This is a genomic window from Achromobacter deleyi, from assembly GCF_902859705.1.
Classification (GTDB): domain Bacteria; phylum Pseudomonadota; class Gammaproteobacteria; order Burkholderiales; family Burkholderiaceae_B; genus Achromobacter; species Achromobacter deleyi.
Genome location: NZ_CADIJO010000002.1, coordinates 176,512 through 197,002, shown reverse-complemented (window position 1 = coordinate 197,002; position 20,491 = coordinate 176,512). Strand labels below are relative to the sequence as shown.

Here is a 20,491-nt window from a genome sequence, read left to right as displayed (position 1 = left end):
GCTCCTGATCGCACCGTGAAATCGATGCGTTCAATACTGTAGGCGGTTCTCCCTGTCTGGAACATTAAGCGTTTACACGCTGAAAATTCCCGACGCCACGCCGCTGCGCTCGCCGCAGCCGCCTACTGCCGGATAGCTTCGCGCAGGTAGTCGATGAAGGCTTTGAGCTTCGGCGACGGCAGCCGCTCGCGCGGGGTGACGGCGTGGAATTCCTGGACGGGTCCTTGCCATTGGGCAAGCACCCGCACCAGCCGCCCTTCGGCCACGTCGGCCGCCATGCTGGCTTCCATTGCCAAGGTCAGTCCTTCACCGGCCAGCACGGCATCGCGCAGCAGCGCCGGATCGGACGCGACCACCACCGGGTTCACCAGGTAGCCGCGCAGCCGGCCGCTACCCTGGCGCAGGGGCCAGACATGCCCCACGTCCTGCTGTCCCTGATGCAGGGACAGCACCTTGTGATCGCCCAGATCATCAGGGCTTTGGGGGCAGCCGTGCTGATCCAGGTAGGCCGGGCTGGCGTAGATGCCCGTGGGAAAGCCGCCCAGGCGGCGAGCCACCAGCGAGGAATCCGGCAGCGCACCCAATCGCAGGGCCACATCCAGTTCTTCCTTGATCAGGTCCAGCGTCTCGTGTGAGGCCAGCAACTCAAGCCGGATGTCCGGGTAACGGGCTCTGAAGCCCGCAATCAATGGCGCAAACCAGCTGACGCCGAACGAGTACGGCAAGGTCACGCGCAGCCATCCGCGAGGCCCGTCACGCAGCTGCTGGACGGCGGACTCGGCCGCTTCCAGAGTTTCGGCCACCTGCTTGCACTTCTCGAAATACACGGCGCCCGCCTCGGTCAGGCTCAGACGCCGCGTAGAGCGTCGCAGCAATTGCGCACCGATAAAGCGCTCCAGCGCCATGACGCGTCGGCTCACGGTGGTCTTGGGCATCTGCAGCGCGTGGGCCGCGGCAGTGAAGCTGCCGGCCTGTACCACGCGCACAAACACCAGCGTGTCGTTCATATCGCGGTTCATCGTCAGATTGTCCCATGAACGGTTCAATCTTTGCCATTGAAACGGGCTAATAAAACTGGCCGCCAGCCGATATCTTTGCTCTACCCCTTCTCTGGAACAAGCCATGAATTTGAACGAATACAGCGCCCACGACGGTGTGGGCCTTGCACAGTTGGTCGCCCGCGGCGACGTCAGTGCCGCCGAGCTGGCCGCCTTGGCAGCCTTGGCCATCGAAACGGTGAACCCGCGCCTGAACGCGGTCATCGAACACTGGCAGCCAGACGTTGCCCAGCCCCCGGCGAGCGGTCCGCTGGCAGGGGTGCCCTTTCTCATCAAGGATCTGGCCGTCTCGTACGCGGGGCGGCGCAGCGAGCTGGGCAGCCGGTTGGCGGCGGGCCTGGTCGCCCCGGCAGACTCGTACCTGATGAGCCGATTCAAGGCGGCAGGCCTGCAGACCATCGGCCGCACCACCACTCCCGAAATGGCCTTCAGCACCGAAACCGAATCGGCGCTGGCAGGGCCGACGCGCAATCCCTGGAATCCGCTGCTCAGCGCCGGGGGGTCGAGCGGCGGCGCGGGCGCCGCCGTCGCGGCAGGCATCGTGCCCCTGGCGCATGCCACCGATGCCGCGGGGTCCATCCGCGTGCCCGCCGCGTTCAATGGGCTGTTCGGGCTGAAGCCCACACGCGGGCGCAGTTCGCACGGCCCCGGCCTGGACGAAGTGTTCGCCGGGTTCGGCGTGCAGCTGGGTCTGAGCCGCACGGTGCGCGACAGCGCCGCGCTGCTGGACGCCATACAGGGCCAATCACCTGGCGATCCCTACTACACGTCGGCACCCGCCGAGCGCTTTCTAACGCAGGTCGGCCGTGACCCGGGGCGCTTGAGAATCGGCCTGCTGCGCACGCCCTGGAATGCCGGCGCGGTAGATGCCGACATCGCGCAAGCCACGCAGCTTGCGGCCTTGCACTTGCAGGCGCAGGGCCATCAGATCGAAGAATCATCCTTCGACCTGGGTGTGTCCTGGGAAGCCTTCGTGCATGCCAACGCGCAGATCTGGTGCGCCACCCTGGTGCGCTGGATCGACGGCCTGGCGTCGGCCACCGGCCGCCGCATCGATGCCAGCACCTTGGAGCCTTCGACGCTGGCCTGCTACGCCTATGGCCTACAGGCACGCGCATCCGACTTCGCCGGCGCCCTGGAAGTGCGCAACAGCGTGGCCCGGACGGTGGCCAGCTGGTTCGAGCGTGTCGATGTGCTGATGACACCCACCCTGCCCCAATTGCCCCAGCCGCTGGGCACGTACAGCGCCGGCGCGGCGCAAATGAATGGCCTGGAATGGACCTCGCGCGTCTTTCAGCACTCGCCGTTCACACCGATATTCAACGTGGCCGGCACGCCCGCCATGTCCGTCCCCATGGCAACCGCCGCGAGCAGCGGCCTGCCCATCGGCATGCAGTTCGCAGCCGCCTTTGCCCGCGAGGACGTGCTGCTGCGCCTGGCCGGACAACTGGAGCAAACGATGCCTTGGCATGCGCGTCGTCCGACGGTGTGGGCGGGCGCCTGACCAGCCGACTTGTGTTGGCCTGACGTCTTGATGATTGCCCCCGGCCACACTGCGCTGCCAGGTAGCCGGACCCCAACCGCTTTTGCGCCGCAGCATGCCGCCATGGAATGACGTCGGGATTTTTTTTCGTTTGTGGCCCGCCCGGCGCGCTTCCAGAATGGCTGTGCGGAGCGTCCCTCGCCGGGCGCGCCGACACCCATAATAATCAGGAGACATTGCATGCACGGCCTTACCCGTAGTCCGCTGTTCGCGTCCATTGCCAGCGCTGGCGCGCTGCTTCTTGCCGTACCCGCACAGGCGGTATCGCCACCCCCTGCCCAAGGAGAAAATGGCATGGTGGTCAGCGCCCACAAACTGGCCAGCCAGGTCGGCGTGGATGTACTGAAACAGGGCGGCAACGCCGTGGATGCCGCCGTCGCCGTGGGCTATGCGCTGGCGGTCACCCTGCCCCAGGCCGGCAACCTCGGCGGCGGCGGCTTCCTGGTCATACGCATGGCCGATGGCCGCGAGACCATGGTCGATTTCCGCGAAGCCGCGCCGCTGGCCGCCAGCGCCGACATGTACCTGGACAAGGACGGCAACGTCCGCAAGGAAGCAGTATCGCGGTCCTGGCTGGGCGCCGCCGTGCCCGGCACCGTCGCCGGGCTGGAATATGCGCGCGAACACTTTGGCAGCCTGCCCAGCAAATCGCTGGTGATGCCCGCCGTGGCACTGGCGCGCGATGGCTACGTGCTGACCCAGTGGGACGACGTGGTCGCGCACGCCGATCTGCTGACCACATTCGCCAAGACGGATGCCTACGCCAAGAAGTATTTCCTGAACGGAGACCGCCCCTACCGCGCCGGCGAACGCTTCCGCCAACCCGCCCTGGCCAAGACCCTGCAAACCATCGCCGACCAAGGGCCGCAATCGTTCTACGGCGGCTGGATCGCCGACGAAACCGTGCGCGCCAGCAAGGCGGGCGGCGGCATCTTTTCCGCGGAAGACTTCTCGCAGTACAAGGCCTTGGTCTACAAGCCCATTCACTGCAACTACCGGGGCTACGCCCTGGTTTCGGCCGCCCCTCCCAGTTCAGGCGGCATCTCGCTGTGCGAAAGCCTGAACGTGCTTGAGAACGTGTCGCTCAAGGACATGGGCTTGCGGTCGGCAGCCAGCACGCACCTGTATATCGAAACCCTGCGCCGCGCCTTTGCCGATCGCAACGTCGAACTCGGCGATCCGCGGTTCGTCCAGAACCCGGTCGACAACCTGATTTCCAAGTCCTACGCAAAACAGGTCCTGGCCAGTATCGACCCGGCCCGCGCCACCCCTTCGTCCGACATCAAGGGCGGCGTGCCGGTCAAGGAAGGCAACCACACCACGCACTACTCCATCGTCGACAAGGCCGGCAACGCGGTCTCGGTCACCTACTCGCTGGGCCTGCGTTTCGGCACGGGCAAAGTCGCGGGTGACGCCGGCTTCTTCCTGAACGACACCATGGAAGGCTTCACCGCCAAGGTAGGCGCGCCCAATGTGTTCGGCCTGATTCAAGGCAAGGCCAACGCCATTGCCCCGGGCAAACGTTCGCTCAGCTCCATGACGCCCACGGTCGTGCTCAAGGACGGCAAGGTATTCATGGTGACCGGCAGCCCCGGCGGCCCGCGCATCATCACCACCACCTTGCAGACCATTCTCAACGTCATCGACTACGGCATGGACGTGCAGGCCGCCGTCGACGCCCCGCGCATCCATCACCAGTGGCTGCCGGACACGGCCTACCTGGAAGCCGGCGCCTTGTCGCCCGACACCCAGGCCATGCTCGAAAAGATGGGCCACCGCTTCACGACGGAAGAAAACTGGAGCGTCGCCGACGCCATCGTGGTGGACGAAAAGCGCGGACTGATCTTCGGCGGCCACGACAATCGGGCGCCGGCGGGCGGGGCGCTGGGTTATTGATTTGCCCGGCCGCGAGCCATCTGCAGCGCCACCTGTGCCACGCGCTGCCCCAGATGGCTTGCCGTTTCCAGGTCGGATTCCGGCGGCGCCGTGTCCGCGGTCTGGTCCACGTTGGATTGCGCGCCGGCCCCCAGCCAGAAGCCCAGGCGATTCAAGTCGCGCTCGGAGCCGGTCGCCGAGTTGTTGGCCGGGGGCAAGGCCATGTTGATCCAGTGCATGCCATGCTGCGCGGCAAACAAGGCAAGCTGGATCAGCGTGGCCAGCTTGTCGCCCGCGTGCGCGCCCGAGTTCGTGAACCCGGCGGCCAGCTTGTTCTGCCAGGCGGCGCCCTTGGACAGCACGGCGGGCGAAGTGGCTTCCTGAAAGGTCTTGAACGCCGCGGAAGCGCTGGCCATATAGGTAGGCGTTCCAAAGATGATGCCGTCCACCTGTGCCAGGTCATCCCAGCGGGCCTGGGCCTGTTCCGTGGTCAGCAGCAGCGCGTGCGCGCCTTCGACCCGTTCCACACCGGCCCGCACGGCTTGCGCCTGCCTGGCGGTGTGGCCATAGGTGCTGTGGTAGATGACCGCGATCTGGACGTTCGACATGCAATGCTCCATAAACAATTCCCGCCTGACGTTTTTGCAGGACGAGCTTGGCCACAGGGGCCGACAGCCAGCCCCTGAAAAGACAAAAAAGAAAACGAGTGATCAGTCGCTGATGCGAGACACGACGCTATCGAGCCTGTCGAGAAAGCGTGCCCACGCCTGGCCCAGCCGCACATAGCTGAGCGCGGTCGGCGACGGAAAGCCGGACTGCTCCATACGCAACCGCGTGCCGCCCCTTTCGGGCGTCAACGTCCACGTGACCGTGGTCTGCAAGCCGCTGGCCGACTCGGTGCCATCGCCCCAGCGATAGACCAGCAATCGCGGCGATTCCACGGCCACGACCTGGCAGTGCGTGATGCCCGACCATCCCGGCAACGGCGCGGCGCGCACGGTGAAACGATGGCCGACCTCGGCAACGAAGTCGTTCGCCATCAGCCATTCTTCTATCAGCCACGACTGCGTCAGCGCGCGCCACACTTTTTCTGGCGGATGCCGCAAGGTCCTGTTGAACACCAGGCTGTGCGAGTCTTGCGTCGCCATCATGTGTCCATCCTGTCCAGCACGTCGGACAAGGCATCAAGCCGGTCACGCCAGAAGACGCCATAGACTTGCAGCCAGTCGATCAACGGGGCCAGCCCCTGCGACGTGGCGTGGTAGTACGTTTCGCGCCCTTCCTTGCGCCCCTCCACCAGCCCGGCGTGCCGCAGCACCGCCAGGTGTTTCGAGACGGCCGGCTGGGAAATGCCGGCGTGATCGGTCAAGCGGCCAACCGTCAGCTCACCTTCAAGCGTGAGCTGCTGAAAAATCGCCCGCCGGGTCGAATCGCCCAAGGCGGTAAACAGAACACGAGCCGGCTCCCTATCCATACGCTGATCTCACCCAATTCATAGCCAAGAAGTTATGGATTTATTTATAACTTTTCAGTTATGCGTTGTCAACGCCGGTGCACAGTCATTCCAGCCGGAACGCCTTGCCGTGCTCGTCGCCCCGCGGCTGGCGCGAGAACGGTGCCAGGCATCTCTCTGATGACCGCGATCGGCCTCGCAGCTGATAAGGTCGATTTTCGTCTTAATACGCGGGAGTATTTGTATTGGATCTATGAATAGGCGCTCCTTACTATGAATTCGCCGCCACGCGCGGGATAGCGCGGGCGAAGCACACATAGCTCAAGGGGAACACCAATGTTCATGCAGAAACACCGCAGGGCAGCACTTGCCGCGGGCCTGACGATGGCCGGCATTCTGACAATGGCCGCCACGCCGGCCGCGCACGCCGCGGACGCCCAGTATCCGAACAAGCCCATCCGCCTGATCGTGCCTTTTGGTCCGGGCAGCGCCACCGACCAGTTGGCCCGGGTCGTGGCCACGGGCCTGTCAGAGCGCCTGGGCGCCGCGATCGTCGTCGAGAACAAGGCCGGAGCCGGCGGCAACATCGGTGCGGGGTACGTCGCGGAAAGCGCGCCCGACGGCTACACGCTGCTGATGGGCGCGGCCAGCACCAATGCCATCAATCCCAGCCTCTACCCGAACCTGAAATTCGATGCGATGCAGGCCTTCGTGCCTGTCGCCAATGTCGCCTCGGTGACCAACGTACTGGTCGTCAGTCCGCAGGTCAAGGCGCGCGACGTCAAAGGCCTGATCGAAGAACTCAAGGCCAACAATTACAGCTATGCCTCCAGCGGCGCCGGAGGCAGCCAGCACTTGTCGGCCGAGCTGTTCAAATCCCTGTCCAAGACCGACATGGTGCACATTCCCTACAAAGGCGGCGCCGAGCCCTTGCCGGACCTGATGAGCAACCGCGTGCAGGTGATGTTCTGCAACCTGCCTGTGTGCCTGCCGCATATCCAGGCCGGCAAGCTGGTCGCGCTTGGCGTGACCTCGGCGCAGCGCTCGCCCTTGTTGCCCAACGTCCCGACCATCGCCGAAGCCGGCCTGCCCGGCTATTCGGTGGAAGGCTGGTTCGCGCTGTTCGCCCCGGTCAAGGTGCCCGCCGCCATCGTAGCCCGCTTGCATGACGAGACCGAGCAACTGCTCGCCTCCCCCGCCGTCGCGGACCAGATCCGCCGGCAAGGCGGCGAACCCAAAGTCGGCAGCCAGGCCGACTTCGCCGCGTTCGTGCAGGCAGAGCATGACAAATGGGCGAAGGTGATCAAGGACGGCAACATCCGGATCGAATGACCGGTGCTGCGGCAGGGGCCCGGCATGTTTGCTTTTTTTATGCAAGCATGCCAGATGCCTAACACCCTTATGTATGGTTTTATTCCTCAAAAAATCGCGCTAAAAATCCATACAAAGATAGACATTCAACAAATTGTATGGATTTTGACGGTAGAATTTGACCGTCAATCGGGAGGTGGGCGCTCACGCTCGCCCCTCCCCACCTGAAGCAGCGTTTTGAGGCAATGATGAATTTCTGGGTCCCTGTAATCTTCGGTACGTTCAAGCTTCTCGTCCTGGGCACGGGCATGTTCCTCGCCATCAAGTCTCACTACGATGGCGAAAAAAAGGACAAAGAGAAGCAGAAGGAAAAAGAGATCGAGGCACCGTAGCGCTGACCTCGGTACTACTGGCGACCTCCTGATCGACGTGTCGATGCGGGGAATTCAAGGTGCCAGGCTACGTCTACGACGGCGGCGCCGAAGCGGCCGCGCGATGCCGTTCTGGGCGGGCCCGTATGGGTTTCTGATCATCCCCTTCGGGCCGGTCGCCTTGGTCTGCCTGCCGCTTCAGTTGGTAAAGGCACAGGCGCCAGCTTGAATCTGGTAAAAACTGAGCCGGGTATCTAAATAAGAATGCCTCTGATGCTCCAGCGACAAGATCACAAGACCAGAGTTGTGCATCAGCTCGGTCAAGCTGATTTGACGTGGCACGAGGAAGATGTGTCGCGCTGTACGCAAGACATCGTCGACATCCAACTTGAGAAGATAGGATCATGACCCAGCCGCATTCCACACGCTCACCCGCTTACGCACTGAAGATACGGTCTACAGCTGCGATGACGCTTCTCTTGACGTTGGGCCTTGCAACGCTATGGACTGGCGCCCAGGCCGCCAGTTTTGATTGCAAAAAGGCCGTGAGCACGACGGAAAGGTTGATCTGCAGCGATGCCGAGACATCCGCGCTGGATGGGAAATTGAAAGGGGCCTATGAAACAGCACAGGCCGCAACCGATGCCTATGGCAAGAAAGAGTTGGCTAAAGAACAGCGCAACTGGATCAAATACGCTCGCGACGTGTGTCAAGACAGCGCGTGCCTGCAGCAGGCATACACAGCCCGCATCGCCATGCTGGCGCGTAATGACAAACATATCGCCAATGGCGAGGTGTACTCAGACTGCAAGCTGCCGGGCAAGCAAACCGCTAGTGGCGAATGCGTCAATGTCGTGCCGATTCGTGATCCCAACGCCCGCGTTGAATCGTTCAACCAATCGTTGGCGCATCAGAAGCAAAAAGGCCGCATCATCGGTTGCAGCCAGCTGATTGATCTACCGGTTGGCGTCGCTGGGAGCAATCACAGTTTTGGCGGCTCCTGCGTATTGCAGGAAGGTACGCAGCGCAAGAACGTGAGGATCTGCAACGACGACATGTTCGGGCATTTCCAAGTAGAGCCGTCCACGCCACAGGATGCCTCAGACAAGCGCCTGGTCGACTTTACTTACGCACAATGCTATGGCGGTTGATGGCAAGCGCCCGGGGTCATTTAAAGTGTCAGGCTACATTTTCGTAGGCTGCGTTTTCGACGCGGGAATCTCCCGCTGACGCGCCGCGGCGCCCTGCTGGCGGTCGGTGCAACGCCGATCGCCGAGGCGCAAGCCAGCGCCTTCCGGCCGGCTGATCTATTGCCAGCCACGGGCAACGCCCTGCGCAGTTACATTCTTCAGGGCCCCTCCGCCCCTCCCAAGATGTAACAGCCCGCCCCCGCCCCCTTGAACCCCACCACATCATCCCTATAATTAGCACTCGACTCCGGTGAGTGCTAACAGTCTCCCGGGCCAAACCGATCATTCACTTTCTTCTTAAGTAACAGGAGTTCCTCATGGCCTTGCGTCCCCTGGGCGATCGCGTGATCGTCAAACGCCTCGAAAACGAGCGCAAGACTGCGTCGGGCATCGTCATCCCCGACAGCGCCGCTGAAAAGCCCGACCAGGGTGAAGTCGTGGCCGTCGGCCCCGGCAAGAAGACCGAAGACGGCAAGATTCTGCCGGTCGACCTGAAGGCTGGCGACAAGGTTCTGTTCGGCAAGTACGCCGGCCAGTCCGTGAAGGTTGACGGCGAAGAGCTGCTCGTCATCCGCGAGGACGAAATCCTCGCCGTGGTCCAGTAAACCCTGCCTCAAACGAATTTTCGAAGGAAGCTAACAAATGGCTGCCAAGCAAGTATTGTTCGGTGACGACGCCCGTGTGCGCATCGTCCGCGGCGTGAATGTCCTCGCCAACGCTGTCAAGACCACCCTGGGCCCCAAGGGTCGCAACGTCGTGCTGGAGCGCTCGTTCGGCGCCCCGACCGTGACCAAGGACGGCGTGTCCGTCGCCAAGGAAATCGAACTGAAGGACAAGTTCGAAAACATCGGCGCCCAGCTGGTCAAGGACGTTGCCTCCAAGACCTCCGACAACGCCGGTGACGGCACCACCACCGCCACCGTGCTGGCCCAGGCCATCGTTCAGGAAGGCCTGAAGTACGTTGCCGCCGGTTTCAACCCGATCGACCTGAAGCGCGGCATCGACAAGGCTGTCGCCGCCGCCGTCGCCGAACTGAAGAAGCAATCCAAGCCGGTCACGACCAGCAAGGAAATCGCTCAAGTCGGCTCGATCTCGGCCAACAGCGATTCCTCCATCGGCCAGATCATCGCTGACGCGATGGACAAGGTCGGCAAGGAAGGCGTCATCACCGTCGAAGACGGCAAGTCGCTGGAAAACGAGCTGGACGTCGTCGAAGGCATGCAATTCGACCGCGGCTACCTGTCGCCCTACTTCATCAACAGCCCGGAAAAGCAAGTTGCCGTGCTGGAAGACCCGTTTGTCCTGATCTTCGACAAGAAGATCAGCAACATCCGTGACCTGCTGCCCGTGCTGGAACAAGTCGCCAAGTCGAGCCGTCCGCTGCTGATCATCGCCGAAGACGTCGAAGGCGAAGCGCTGGCCACCCTGGTGGTGAACAACATCCGTGGCATCCTGAAGACCACCGCCGTCAAGGCTCCGGGCTTCGGCGACCGCCGCAAGGCCATGCTGGAAGACATCGCCATCCTGACGGGCGGCACGGTGATCTCCGAAGAAACCGGCATGTCGCTGGAAAAGGCCGGCCTGGCTGAACTGGGCCAAGCCAAGCGCATCGAAGTGGGCAAGGAAAACACCACGATCATCGACGGCGCTGGCGACAGCAAGTCGATCGAGGCTCGCGTCAAGCAAGTCCGTATCCAGATCGAAGAAGCCACGTCCGACTACGACCGTGAAAAGCTGCAAGAACGCGTGGCCAAGCTGGCCGGCGGCGTTGCCGTGATTCGCGTTGGCGCTGCCACCGAAGTCGAAATGAAGGAAAAGAAGGCCCGCGTCGAAGATGCCCTGCACGCTACCCGCGCTGCTGTGGAAGAAGGCGTCGTGGCTGGTGGCGGCGTGGCTCTGCTGCGTGCCAAGCAAGCCATCGCTGACCTGAAGGGCGACACGCCTGACCAGAACGCCGGTATCAAGCTGATCCTGCGCGCTGTGGAAGAGCCCCTGCGCACCATCGTCACGAACGCCGGCGAAGAAGCCAGCGTCGTGGTCAGCAACGTGCTGAACGGCAAGGGCAACTACGGCTACAACGCCGCGACCGGCGAGTACACCGACCTGGTCGAGCAAGGCGTGCTGGATCCCACCAAGGTGACCCGCACCGCCCTGCAAAACGCTGCCTCCGTCGCCAGCCTGCTGCTGACGGCCGAAGCCGCCGTGGTCGAACTGGCCGAAGACAAGCCCGCTGCCCCGGCCATGCCGGGTGGCATGGGCGGCATGGGCGGCATGGACTTCTAAGTCCCGCTTACCTTGCAAGGCCTCCCCGGCTTCGGCCGGGGAACAGTACCCCGAGAAACCCCCGGACCTTCGCCCCGGGGGTTTTTCTTTTTGTGCAAAGCGTTCCTGGCCGCCCGGTTCTGCGGCGCGCCGGTGTCCCGAGTCGGAACACTTGCCTACAAGTTGCGGGTTTCGCCGCGACGCATGCGTCCCTACAATGAGGGATCCCAAGCCCGAGCCCAGTCCCATGCGTCTACCCCAGAGCCTGCGTGCCCTGCGCCCGTCCGAGATCGGCGGGCTGCTGATGGATTCCGCCAACCAGTGGTCGACCCACCGCGCGTCCAGCAAGGGCGCCGCGCTGGCGCTGTACATGGTGTTTTCGCTGGCGCCGATGCTGATTCTGGTAATTGCGGTGGCGGGCGCCTTCTTTGGCGAAGACGCGGTGCGATCGGAATTGTTCTCGTCGCTGCGCGACCTGACGGGTGAGCGCGGCGCCGAGGTGATCCAGACGGTGCTGGCCAGCGCGCATGAATCGGGCGGCGGCTGGATCGCCGCGCTGATCTCGATTTTCGTGCTGATCTTCAGCGCCACTACGGCGTTCGCCGAGCTGAAGGCCAGCCTGGACGATCTGTGGGAAGTGTCGGCCAACCAGAAAGGCGGGCTGCAAGGCATGGTGCGCAGCCGCATGCTGTCGTTCGGCCTGGTGCTGGTGCTGGCGCTGTTCCTGCTGATTTCGCTGACGGTGAACGCGGCGCTGGGCGCGGCGCGCAAGTACTACGGCGACCTGTGGGCCGCGTCCGCCTTTGCCACCGTGGCCGACTGGATTTCCACCGCCTTCTCGTTCTCGGTGGTGGTGGCGCTGTTCGCGGTGATCTTCAAGCTGCTGCCCAGCGCGCGGATTTCCTGGCGCGACGTCATTCCCGGCGCCATCGTGACGGCGGCGCTGTTCCTGGTGGGCAAGTGGGGTATCGGGGTGTATCTCAGCCGTGGGGCCGCCGTGTCGGCCTATGGCGCGGCGGGCTCGTTGATTGCGCTGCTGCTGTGGATCTATTACTCGGCGCAGATCTTCTTTTTCGGCGCGGTGTTCACGCGCCAGTTCGCGTTGCGCTTCGGCCGCGCGGCCAAGAAGGAAGAAGCGGTGGCGGATGCCGAGGCCATGCCTGCGCCTGCGACGCCTGCTACACCTTCGGCACCTGCCGCATCGCCCGGCACCGCTTCGGCCACGGCATCGACGCCGCCCGCTTCGCCGGGCACGTCAGAGGGTGCCGCCCCGACTGCACACGCACCCGATCCCTCGCTCCCGCCCAAGCCGCCTGCCCCCTGACGCCACCCGCCTTACGGCGCCTCTGCCGGCTCCAGCCCTGCCATCAGACGCAGGCACTTCAAGAACATGGGCCGCAGTTCGGGCGGAATCGGCGCCAGCACTTCGGCCTCGACCTCGGCGTCCCGCGGCAGCACGCGGGCCAGCAACGCCATGCCCTCGTCGGTGATTTCCAGCGCGTAGGCGCGTGCGTCCTGTGCCGAGCGCGTGCGGCGCACGTAGCCCTTGGCCGTCATGCGCGCGATCATTTCCGCGAAGGAATTGCGGTCCAGCGCGATCAGCTCGGCGATGCGGCTTTGCGTGGCCCCGGGGTTCTGATGCACCGTGATCAGCAGCGCCTTCTGGCGCGGCGTCAGGTCTTCTTCGGGAAACGCCTGGGCAAACAACCCTTCGGCCCGGAAATGGGCGCGCCGCAGCAGGTGGGATGCCACCTGGGTCAGGTCGAAATCCTGTAACGCTTGAGGCGGGGCTGAACGGGATGCGGGCATCGGGCGGTTCCTTGAAATACGCGTGGCGATTGTAGGCGCTGACCTCGCGTCCTCCGGCAAAACCCTGCATTGACTTCACCTGGCCGGCTCCTTACTATCGCCATAATAGTACGTATACGTACTTTATACGCAAAGCCTGTCCGGTCGTCCGACCGCCACGGCCTCTTCTGGAATCTCGATCATGACGATCCGCCAACTGCGCAACTACATCGACGGCCGTTTCGAAGACGGCGCGTCCACCTTCGACAAGCACAGCCCGGTGGACGGCGCCCTGATCGCGCAAGCCCACGAGGCCAGCCGCGAACAGGTCGACCGCGCCGTGGCCGCGGCGCACCGCGCCCTGCCCGCCTGGGCCGCGCTGCCGGTCGCCGCCCGCACCGACCATCTGCTGGCGCTGGCCGACGGCATCAATCGCCGCTTCGACGACTTCCTGCAGGCCGAGATCGGCGATACCGGCAAGCCAGTGTCCTGGGCCAGCCAGATCGACATTCCGCGCGGCGCGGCCAACTTTCGCGCTTTTGCCGAACTGGCCCGCACACTGGACATGGAAAGCTACATGACCGACACGCCCGACGGCCGCCAGGCGCTGAACTACGCCTATCGCAAGCCGCTGGGCGTGGTGGGCGTGATCTCGCCGTGGAACCTGCCGCTGCTGCTCTTGACCTGGAAGGTCGCGCCCGCGCTGGCCTTTGGCAACACCGTCATCATGAAGCCATCGGAAGTGACGCCATCCACCGCCACCCTGCTGGCCGAAGTGGCGCGCGACACCGGCCTGCCGCCCGGCGTGCTGAACCTGGTGCATGGCTTCGGCCCGGGGTCCGCGGGCGAATTCATGACCACGCATCCCGACATCGACGGCATCACCTTCACCGGCGAATCCGCCACCGGCGCGGCCATCATGCGCGCCGTGGCGCCGGGTGTGAAACCCGTGTCGTTCGAACTGGGCGGCAAGAACGCGGCGCTGGTGTTCGCCGACGCCGACTTCGACGCGGCGGTCGAAGGCACCGCGCGTTCGGTCTTCGCCAATTGCGGCCAGGTCTGCCTGTGCACCGAACGCGTGTACGTCGAACGCCCGATCTTCGAGCGCTTCGTCGCCGCACTGGCCGAGCGCGCGCAGGCGCTGCGCATCGGCTGGCCCGACGATCCCGCCACCGGCATGGGGCCGCTGGTGTCGCGCGAACACCGCGAGAAAGTGCTGTCGTACTTCGCGCTGGCCCGCGAAGAAGGCGCCACCGTCGTCACCGGCGGCGGCATCCCCGAATTCGGCGACGCCCGCGATGCTGGCGCCTACGTGCAGCCCACCATCTGGACCGGCCTGCCCGAGACCGCGCGCTGCATCAAGGAAGAGGTGTTCGGCCCCGTCTGCCACGTGGCCCCCTTCGACACCGAAGAAGAGGCCATCCGCCTGGCCAACGACACCCGCTACGGCCTGGCCGCCGCCGTCTGGACCCAGAACCTGACCCGCGGCCACCGCGTGGCCCAGGCGATGAAGGTTGGCCTGGCGTGGGTCAACTGCTGGTTCCTGCGCGACCTGCGCACGCCCTTCGGCGGCAGCGGCCTGTCCGGCATCGGCCGCGAAGGCGGCCGCCATTCGCTGCACTTCTACACCGAACCCACCAACGTCTGCATCAAGCTCTAAGCCTCCAAGGAAACCACCATGACCACCGCCCCCGTCAGCGCCACCGTCGTCGCCGGCAAAGCCACGCCCCGCGGCAAGTATCCCCACATCAAGCGTGCCGGCGACTTCCTGTTCGTCTCCGGCACCAGCTCGCGCCTGCCCGACAACCGCATCGCCGGCGCCGAGGTCGACGCGCTGGGCACGGCCACGCTCGACATCCGCGTGCAGACCCGCGCCGTCATCGAGAACATCCGCGACATCCTGGCCACCGCCGGCGCCGGCCTTGCCGACCTGGTCGAGATCAGTACTTTCCTGGTCAACATGAACGACTTCGGTGGCTACAATCAGGTCTACGGCGAGTTCTTCGACGCCGATGGGCCGGCACGCACCACCGTGGCGGTGCATCAGCTGCCGCACCCGCAATTGCTGATTGAAATCAAGGCAGTCGCCTACAAGCCGCTCGCGCGTTAAGCCTTCCCCGCGCACGGCCATGGCGCGCGACCGCCCTCCGGCTTTTCCTTCGGAACAGGATCCCCGCCCCCGGCGCCCCGCCGGGACGGCCGCGCGCATGTCGAACTTCCGCATCACGCCCAACGCGCTCAGCCACAAGCTGAAACTGCACCAGCTGCAGATCTTCGAACGCGTGCTGGCGCGCCGCTCGCTGTCGCGCGCCGCCAGCGAACTGCACCTGACCCAGCCCACCGTCACCAAGGCCATCCACGACCTGGAAGCCTTCTTCGGCGCCACCCTGTTCGAACGTTCCAACCGCGGCGTCACCCCCACCGAACTGGCCCTGGTCCTGGGCCGCCGCGTGCACGCCATGATGGCCGAGATCCGCTACATGGCCGACGACATCGACGCCGTCCTGGGCGGCGCCAGCGGCCACGTCGTCGTCGGCACCCTGATCGCCGCGTCCGCCAAGCTGCTGCCCGAAGCCATCGCCCGCCTCATGACCGACCACCCCGGCATCCAGGTCACCGTCCGCGAAGGCCCTTCGGCCCAGCTTCTGCCCGCCCTGGCTACCGGCGACGTCGACATCGTCGTCGGCCGCCTGCCCGGCCCCGACATGGCCTCGATCTCCGGCGTCGCCGTCGACCACCACAAGCTCTACCGCGAAGACCTGTGCCTGGTCGTCGGCGCCCAACACCCCCTGGCCCGCGCCTCCCAGATCGCCCTGCCCGACCTGATCGACCACATCTGGATCCTGCCCGCCCCCACTTCCCCCCTGCGCGCCTCGATAGAACGCACCTTCTTCGACGCCGGCCTGCGCCTGCCCGCCCGCCACGTAGAGTCGCTCTCGCTCCTGACCAACATCGGCATCCTGATGCACAGCGACGCCCTGGCCCTGATCCCCTACGACGCCGCCGCCCAATTCCTCACCATGGGCCTGCTCGCCCGCCTGCCCACCACCGTCTTCGGCACCTTCGGCGACGTCGGCTACTCCATCCGCGCCGACCGCCCCCTGACCCCCGCGTGCCAACGCCTGGTGGACTACCTGAAGCAAATCACGGCACAACGCGCCCCAACACCAACAACCGAATAGACGGCCACGCCAACTCCAGCCGCCATCCCAAACGCGCCACACAAGCCCCTCCCCCCCACAACGGCGGGCGAAGCCCGCCACCGCCCCACCCCCTCGCTTTCCCCCCACCGCCGCAACGCCCCCCCCAACCATCCGCTATCCACCCACCCGTAAAGCTGATCCCAACGCCAGCGCGGCGTCGTGGCGGGAGGCGAACGCGGGGCGTGTAGATTGCGCCCGAGGGAATCGGAAGGCAGTCGCCGAAGGCGACAACGACGATGACGAAGGGGCAGTCCGGAGCGAAGGCTCCGGACCGCAATCGTAGCCCCGCGTTCGCCTCCCGCCACGACGCCGCGCGACTTAAGAACCCACCCCACCATCAGCACCCCAACTATCACATTAGCAATCACCAACAACCACACAAGCAATAAAGGAAAGCCCCAAAAGAACCCCTAAGGGAAACCCCGCGATAGATAACCCGCATATCTGATCACACAATTTCTATTGTCCCCCCGCCCCCCCACCCGCCTAGACTCCCATCATCAAAGCAAGCCCAAGCCTCCCCGGAGATCGACATGCCCGCCTACGGCCCGCCCCTGAACTTCCAACGCTGGATCCAGGACCACGCCCACCTGCTCAAGCCCCCCGTCGGCAACCAGCAGATCTGGCAGGACGCCGACTTCATCGTCACCGTCGTCGGCGGCCCCAACCACCGCACCGACTATCACGACGACCCGCTCGAGGAATTCTTCTACCAGGTCCGCGGCAACGCCTGGCTTTCGTTGTGGATCGACGGCAAGCCCGAACGCGTCGACCTCAAGGAAGGCGACATCTTCCTGTTGCCCCCCCACGTGCGCCATTCCCCCCAGCGCCCTGAAACCGACAGCGCCTGTCTGGTCATCGAACGCCAGCGCCCGCAGGGCCTGCTCGACGGCTTCGAGTGGTATTGCCCCCACTGCGGCCACCTGGTGCACCGCGTCGAAGTCCAACTGAAAAGCATCGTCACCGACCTGCCGCCCCTGTTCCAGGGCTTTTACGGCAGCGAACAGAAACGCACCTGCCCCGGCTGCGGCGCCATCCACCCCGGCAAGGCGCAAGCCCCAGCCACGCAGCCCGCGCCCGCCTGACCCCGCGCCTTGGTTTGACCCTGGCTGTCTGCCCAACGACAGCCGCTTGCCTGATCCGCGCTTGCCCTCGCACATCCCGTTGCCCAACCCGCGACAAGCCGCCTTCATCCCACGCCTTTTGCACGCCTTGCCCATGACCCAGAAAATCGACATGCACGCCCACTTCTTTCCGCCGATCACGCGGCAGGAAGCGGCCGCGCTCGACCCCGTCAATGCCCCCTGGCTGCGGCGCGACGGCGATGGCTCGACCGGCCAGATCATGGCCGGCGACCGCCCCTTCCGCCCCGTCGACGCCACCCTGTGGGACCCGGCCCTGCGCGTCGCGCAGATGGACCGCCACGGCGTTGACGTGCAGATCCTGTGCGCCACCCCCGTCATGTTCGGCTACACCTACCCGGCCCAGGCCGCGGCCGACTGGGCCGCCCGCATGAACGACCTGGCGCTGGAACACTGCGCCCACGCCCCTGCCCGCCTGAAGGCCCTGGCCCAGGTGCCGCTGCAAGACCTGGACCTGGCCTGCCGCGAAGCCTCGCGCGCCCGCGCCGCCGGCCACCTGGGCGTGCAGATCGGCAACCACGTCGGCCCGCGCGACCTTGATGACGACACGCTGGTGCAGTTCCTGGTGCACTGCGCCCACGACGACATCCCGGTGCTCGTGCACCCCTGGGACATGATGACCGACGGCCGCATGAAGAAATGGATGCTGCCCTGGCTGGTCGCCATGCCCGCCGAAACGCAGCTTGGCATTCTGTCGCTGATCCTGTCCGGCGCCTTCGAGCGCATTCCGCGCAGCCTGAAGCTGTGCTTCGCGCACGGCGGTGGCAGCTTTGCCTTTCTGCTGGGCCGCGTCGACAACGCCTGGCGCCATCGCGACATCATTCGCCAAGACTGCCCGCAACTGCCTTCGTCCTACACCGACCGCTTCTACGTCGACAGCGCCGTGTTCGACCCGCGTTCGCTGCGCCTGTTGATCGACGTGATGGGCGAAGACCGCGTGCTGCTGGGGTCCGACTACCCGTACCCGCTGGGCGAACAGGAAGTCGGCAAACTGGTTTCGCATTCCGACCTGCTGCCGGCCGTGCAGCAGAAGATTCTGTTCAGCAACACCGTGGCGTTCTTTGGCCTGGGCCGCTGAACGCTGCATCGCCACCACATGACCGTGAGACACGGCAACGCAAGGGGAATCACCATGAAACGCATCCATCTGCTGGCCGCCTTGGCGGCCCTGGGCCTGGCCCACGGCGCGCCCGCCTGGGCCGACGTCAAGATCGGCCTGCTCACAACGTTGACCGGCCCCGGCTCGGTGCTGGGGCAGGATCAGCTCGACGGCTTCATGCTGGCCGTGGAACAAGGCGGCGGCAAGCTGGGCGGCGTGCCCGTGCAGGTCATCAAGGAAGACGACCAGTTCAAGCCCGAAGTCGGCGTGCAGGCCGCTCGCAAGCTGGTGCAAAGCGACAAGGTGCCGATCATCACCGGCGTGGTGTATTCCAACGTGATGCTGGCCGTGGCGCGGCCTGTCACCAGCGCCGGGGTGTTCCTGGTGGGCTCGAACGCCGGCCCCACCAACCTGGCCGGCAAGGACTGTTCGCCCTTCTTTTTCTCGACCTCGTGGAACAACACCCAGCGCCACGAAGGCAGTGGCGAAATGGCCAACCAGATGGGCTTCAAGAAGGTCTACCTGCTGGCGCCCAACTACCAGGCCGGCAAAGACGCCATGGCCGGCTTCAAGCGTTTCTACCAGGGCCAGGTCGTCAACGAGGTGTTCACCCAGGTCAACCAGCCCGACTACTCGGTGGAACTGGCCGCCCTGGCCGACGCCAAGCCAGATGCCGCTTATGTGTTCTTTCCCGGCGGCATGGGCGTGAACTTCGTCAAGCAGTACCGTCAGGCGGGCCTGTTCGGCAAGATCCCGCTGCTGTCGGTCGACACCATCGACGGCGCGACGCTGCCCGCCTTGGGGCAGGACGCCCTGGGCGCGGTCACCAACGTGCCGTACTCGCCTGACCTGGACAACGCCGCCAACAAGGCCTTTGCCGCCGCATTCCGGCAGAAATACGGCCGCGAGCCTTCCAGCTACGCCGCCCAATCGTGGGATGCGGCGCAGTTGATCGGCTCGGCGCTCAAGCGCACCGGCGGCAAGGTCGACGACAAGGACGCGCTGCGCCGCGCGCTGGAAGCCGCCGATTTCCAATCGGTGCGCGGTGAATTCCGCTACCAGCCCAATCACTTCCCGGTGGCCGGCTTCTTCCGTGCCGACGTGGCGCAGGGCGCGGACGGCAAGGTGGGCTTCGTCAACAAGGGCCCCATCTTTCCCGACCTGTCCAAGGTATCGGACCAGTACGCCACGCAGTGCGTCATGAAATGAAGCCCTGGCGGCCCGCGCAACCGGGCCGCCCAGGCAGATGAGAGGTAAGGCTCCATGTCCGCGACGCTGCTGCTGGTGCAGGCCCTGAACGGCCTGCAACTGGGTATCCTGCTTTTCCTGCTGGCCGCCGGCTTGACGCTGGTGTTCGGCATCATGAACTTCATCAACCTGGCGCACGGCTCGCTCTACATGATGGGCGCCTTCATCGCGGCCACCGTGTTCCGCCACACCGGCTCGTTCCTGCTGGCGGCCGCCGCCGTGGTGGCCGGCATGGCGCTGCTGGGGCTGCTGCTGGACCGCATCGCGCTGGCGCGGCTGTATCCGCGCGAACACCTGGACCAGGTGCTGGCCACCTTCGGTTTCATCCTGTTCTTCAACGAGCTCACGCGCATCATCTGGGGTCCCGCGCCCATCAGCATGGGACTGCCGTCGTGGCTGTCCGGCACCATCGACCTTCTGGGCGTCACGTATCCGCTCTACCGCTTTCTCATCATCGTGGCAGGCCTGGCGGTGGCCGCGGGCTGCTATGTGCTGATCCACCGTACCCGGCTGGGCATGCTGATCCGCGCGGGGTCGACCGACCGCATGATGGTGGGCGCGCTGGGCGTGAACATCGCGCGGCTGAACACGCTGCTGTTCGTGCTGGGCGCGGTGCTGGCCGGCGTGGCGGGGTTGATGGCCGGGCCGATCCTGTCGGCACAGACCGGCATGGGCGAGCCGATCCTGATCCTGACGCTGGTGGTGATCGTCATCGGCGGCATCGGCTCGGTACGCGGCGCCTTCCTGGCCGCGCTGATGGTGGGGCTGATCGACACGCTGGGCCGCGCGCTGCTGCCGGCCCTGCTGCGCGCGGCGCTGTCGCCCGCCGCCGCCAACGCGGCTGGCCCGGCGATCGCATCGATGCTGATCTATATCGTCATGGCGCTGGTGCTGGCGATGCGGCCGCAAGGCCTGTTTCCCGTGCGGCACGGATAAGGGGCGCGCAAC

20 protein-coding genes are annotated in these 20,491 nt (G+C 65.2%); 15 read left to right on the top strand and 5 right to left on the bottom strand.

Annotated features, from left to right (window positions below; all coding sequences use genetic code 11):
- Positions 1-122 precede the first annotated feature (122 nt).
- On the bottom strand, positions 123-1,019 hold the full coding sequence (locus HV798_RS03410) for a LysR family transcriptional regulator (protein ID WP_175191361.1): 897 nt from the start codon (positions 1,017-1,019) through the stop codon (positions 123-125).
- A 103-nt stretch (positions 1,020-1,122) separates the two neighbouring features.
- On the opposite strand from HV798_RS03410, the gene HV798_RS03405 reads away from it, so the two are divergent.
- Together HV798_RS03405 and ggt are read left to right on the top strand one after the other, a co-directional pair.
- A complete protein-coding gene (locus HV798_RS03405; RefSeq protein WP_175191362.1) occupies positions 1,123-2,562 on the top strand; it encodes an amidase in 1,440 nt (479 codons plus the stop codon).
- A gap of 219 nt (positions 2,563-2,781) precedes the next feature.
- A complete protein-coding gene (gene ggt, locus HV798_RS03400; protein WP_175191363.1) occupies positions 2,782-4,497 on the top strand; it encodes a gamma-glutamyltransferase in 1,716 nt (571 codons plus the stop codon).
- On the opposite strand, the gene HV798_RS03395 is transcribed toward ggt, so the two are convergent.
- From HV798_RS03395 to HV798_RS03385, 3 genes are all read right to left on the bottom strand, one after another.
- The gene (locus tag HV798_RS03395; RefSeq protein ID WP_175191364.1) at positions 4,491-5,084 is read right to left on the bottom strand and encodes a flavodoxin family protein; all 594 of its coding nucleotides are present in this window, start codon (positions 5,082-5,084) and stop codon (positions 4,491-4,493) included. The genes ggt and HV798_RS03395 overlap by 7 nt on opposite strands.
- A gap of 102 nt (positions 5,085-5,186) precedes the next feature.
- The gene (locus HV798_RS03390; RefSeq protein WP_175216331.1) at positions 5,187-5,627 is read right to left on the bottom strand and encodes an SRPBCC family protein; all 441 of its coding nucleotides are present in this window, start codon (positions 5,625-5,627) and stop codon (positions 5,187-5,189) included.
- Positions 5,624-5,950 (bottom strand): ArsR/SmtB family transcription factor, encoded by a 327-nt coding sequence (locus HV798_RS03385; protein ID WP_025141221.1) that lies wholly within the window; start codon positions 5,948-5,950, stop codon positions 5,624-5,626. Before HV798_RS03385 ends, HV798_RS03390 begins: the two co-directional genes overlap by 4 nt.
- A 315-nt stretch (positions 5,951-6,265) precedes the next feature.
- Here HV798_RS03385 and HV798_RS03380 point away from each other — a divergent pair, with 315 nt between their 5' ends.
- From HV798_RS03380 to HV798_RS03355, 6 genes are all read left to right on the top strand, one after another.
- Positions 6,266-7,261 carry a Bug family tripartite tricarboxylate transporter substrate binding protein gene (locus HV798_RS03380; protein ID WP_246288559.1) on the top strand — a complete coding sequence of 332 codons (996 nt, stop codon included), beginning with the start codon at positions 6,266-6,268 and terminating at the stop codon, positions 7,259-7,261.
- Between the two features lie 224 nt (positions 7,262-7,485).
- Positions 7,486-7,632, top strand: coding sequence for a hypothetical protein (locus HV798_RS03375; RefSeq protein ID WP_175191122.1), 147 nt, complete (start codon positions 7,486-7,488; stop codon positions 7,630-7,632).
- Between the two features lie 383 nt (positions 7,633-8,015).
- The gene (locus HV798_RS03370; RefSeq protein WP_246288558.1) at positions 8,016-8,762 is read left to right on the top strand and encodes a lysozyme inhibitor LprI family protein; all 747 of its coding nucleotides are present in this window, start codon (positions 8,016-8,018) and stop codon (positions 8,760-8,762) included.
- A gap of 356 nt (positions 8,763-9,118) precedes the next feature.
- Positions 9,119-9,406, top strand: coding sequence for a co-chaperone GroES (groES, locus tag HV798_RS03365; RefSeq protein WP_006221616.1), 288 nt, complete (start codon positions 9,119-9,121; stop codon positions 9,404-9,406).
- Positions 9,407-9,443: 37 nt separating this feature from the next.
- Positions 9,444-11,084 (top strand): chaperonin GroEL, encoded by a 1,641-nt coding sequence (gene groL, locus HV798_RS03360; protein ID WP_175191366.1) that lies wholly within the window; start codon positions 9,444-9,446, stop codon positions 11,082-11,084.
- A gap of 226 nt (positions 11,085-11,310) precedes the next feature.
- Positions 11,311-12,387, top strand: a complete 1,077-nt coding sequence (locus HV798_RS03355; protein WP_246288557.1) for a YihY/virulence factor BrkB family protein — start codon at positions 11,311-11,313, stop codon at positions 12,385-12,387.
- Between the two features lie 11 nt (positions 12,388-12,398).
- Here the strand turns inward: HV798_RS03355 and HV798_RS03350 are convergent, their stop codons facing one another.
- The gene (locus HV798_RS03350) at positions 12,399-12,872 is read right to left on the bottom strand and encodes a MarR family winged helix-turn-helix transcriptional regulator (protein WP_175191367.1); all 474 of its coding nucleotides are present in this window, start codon (positions 12,870-12,872) and stop codon (positions 12,399-12,401) included.
- A 181-nt stretch (positions 12,873-13,053) separates the two neighbouring features.
- Here HV798_RS03350 and HV798_RS03345 point away from each other — a divergent pair, with 181 nt between their 5' ends.
- From HV798_RS03345 to HV798_RS03315, 7 genes are all read left to right on the top strand, one after another.
- Positions 13,054-14,511 (top strand): 2-hydroxymuconic semialdehyde dehydrogenase, encoded by a 1,458-nt coding sequence (locus HV798_RS03345; RefSeq protein ID WP_175191368.1) that lies wholly within the window; start codon positions 13,054-13,056, stop codon positions 14,509-14,511.
- Between the two features lie 18 nt (positions 14,512-14,529).
- Complete coding sequence (locus HV798_RS03340) at positions 14,530-14,961, top strand: RidA family protein (RefSeq protein WP_175191369.1); 432 nt, start codon at positions 14,530-14,532, stop codon at positions 14,959-14,961.
- Between the two features lie 97 nt (positions 14,962-15,058).
- The gene (locus HV798_RS03335; protein WP_246288556.1) at positions 15,059-16,033 is read left to right on the top strand and encodes a LysR substrate-binding domain-containing protein; all 975 of its coding nucleotides are present in this window, start codon (positions 15,059-15,061) and stop codon (positions 16,031-16,033) included.
- Between the two features lie 554 nt (positions 16,034-16,587).
- Positions 16,588-17,139, top strand: coding sequence for a 3-hydroxyanthranilate 3,4-dioxygenase (locus HV798_RS03330; protein ID WP_025139487.1), 552 nt, complete (start codon positions 16,588-16,590; stop codon positions 17,137-17,139).
- Between the two features lie 133 nt (positions 17,140-17,272).
- Positions 17,273-18,274: an amidohydrolase family protein gene (locus HV798_RS03325; RefSeq protein ID WP_175191371.1), complete on the top strand. Its 1,002-nt coding sequence runs from the start codon at positions 17,273-17,275 to the stop codon at positions 18,272-18,274.
- Between the two features lie 54 nt (positions 18,275-18,328).
- Complete coding sequence (locus HV798_RS03320; protein ID WP_025139485.1) at positions 18,329-19,504, top strand: ABC transporter substrate-binding protein; 1,176 nt, start codon at positions 18,329-18,331, stop codon at positions 19,502-19,504.
- 54 nt (positions 19,505-19,558) lie between these two features.
- On the top strand, positions 19,559-20,479 hold the full coding sequence (locus HV798_RS03315; protein ID WP_025139484.1) for a branched-chain amino acid ABC transporter permease: 921 nt from the start codon (positions 19,559-19,561) through the stop codon (positions 20,477-20,479).
- Positions 20,480-20,491 lie beyond the last annotated feature (12 nt).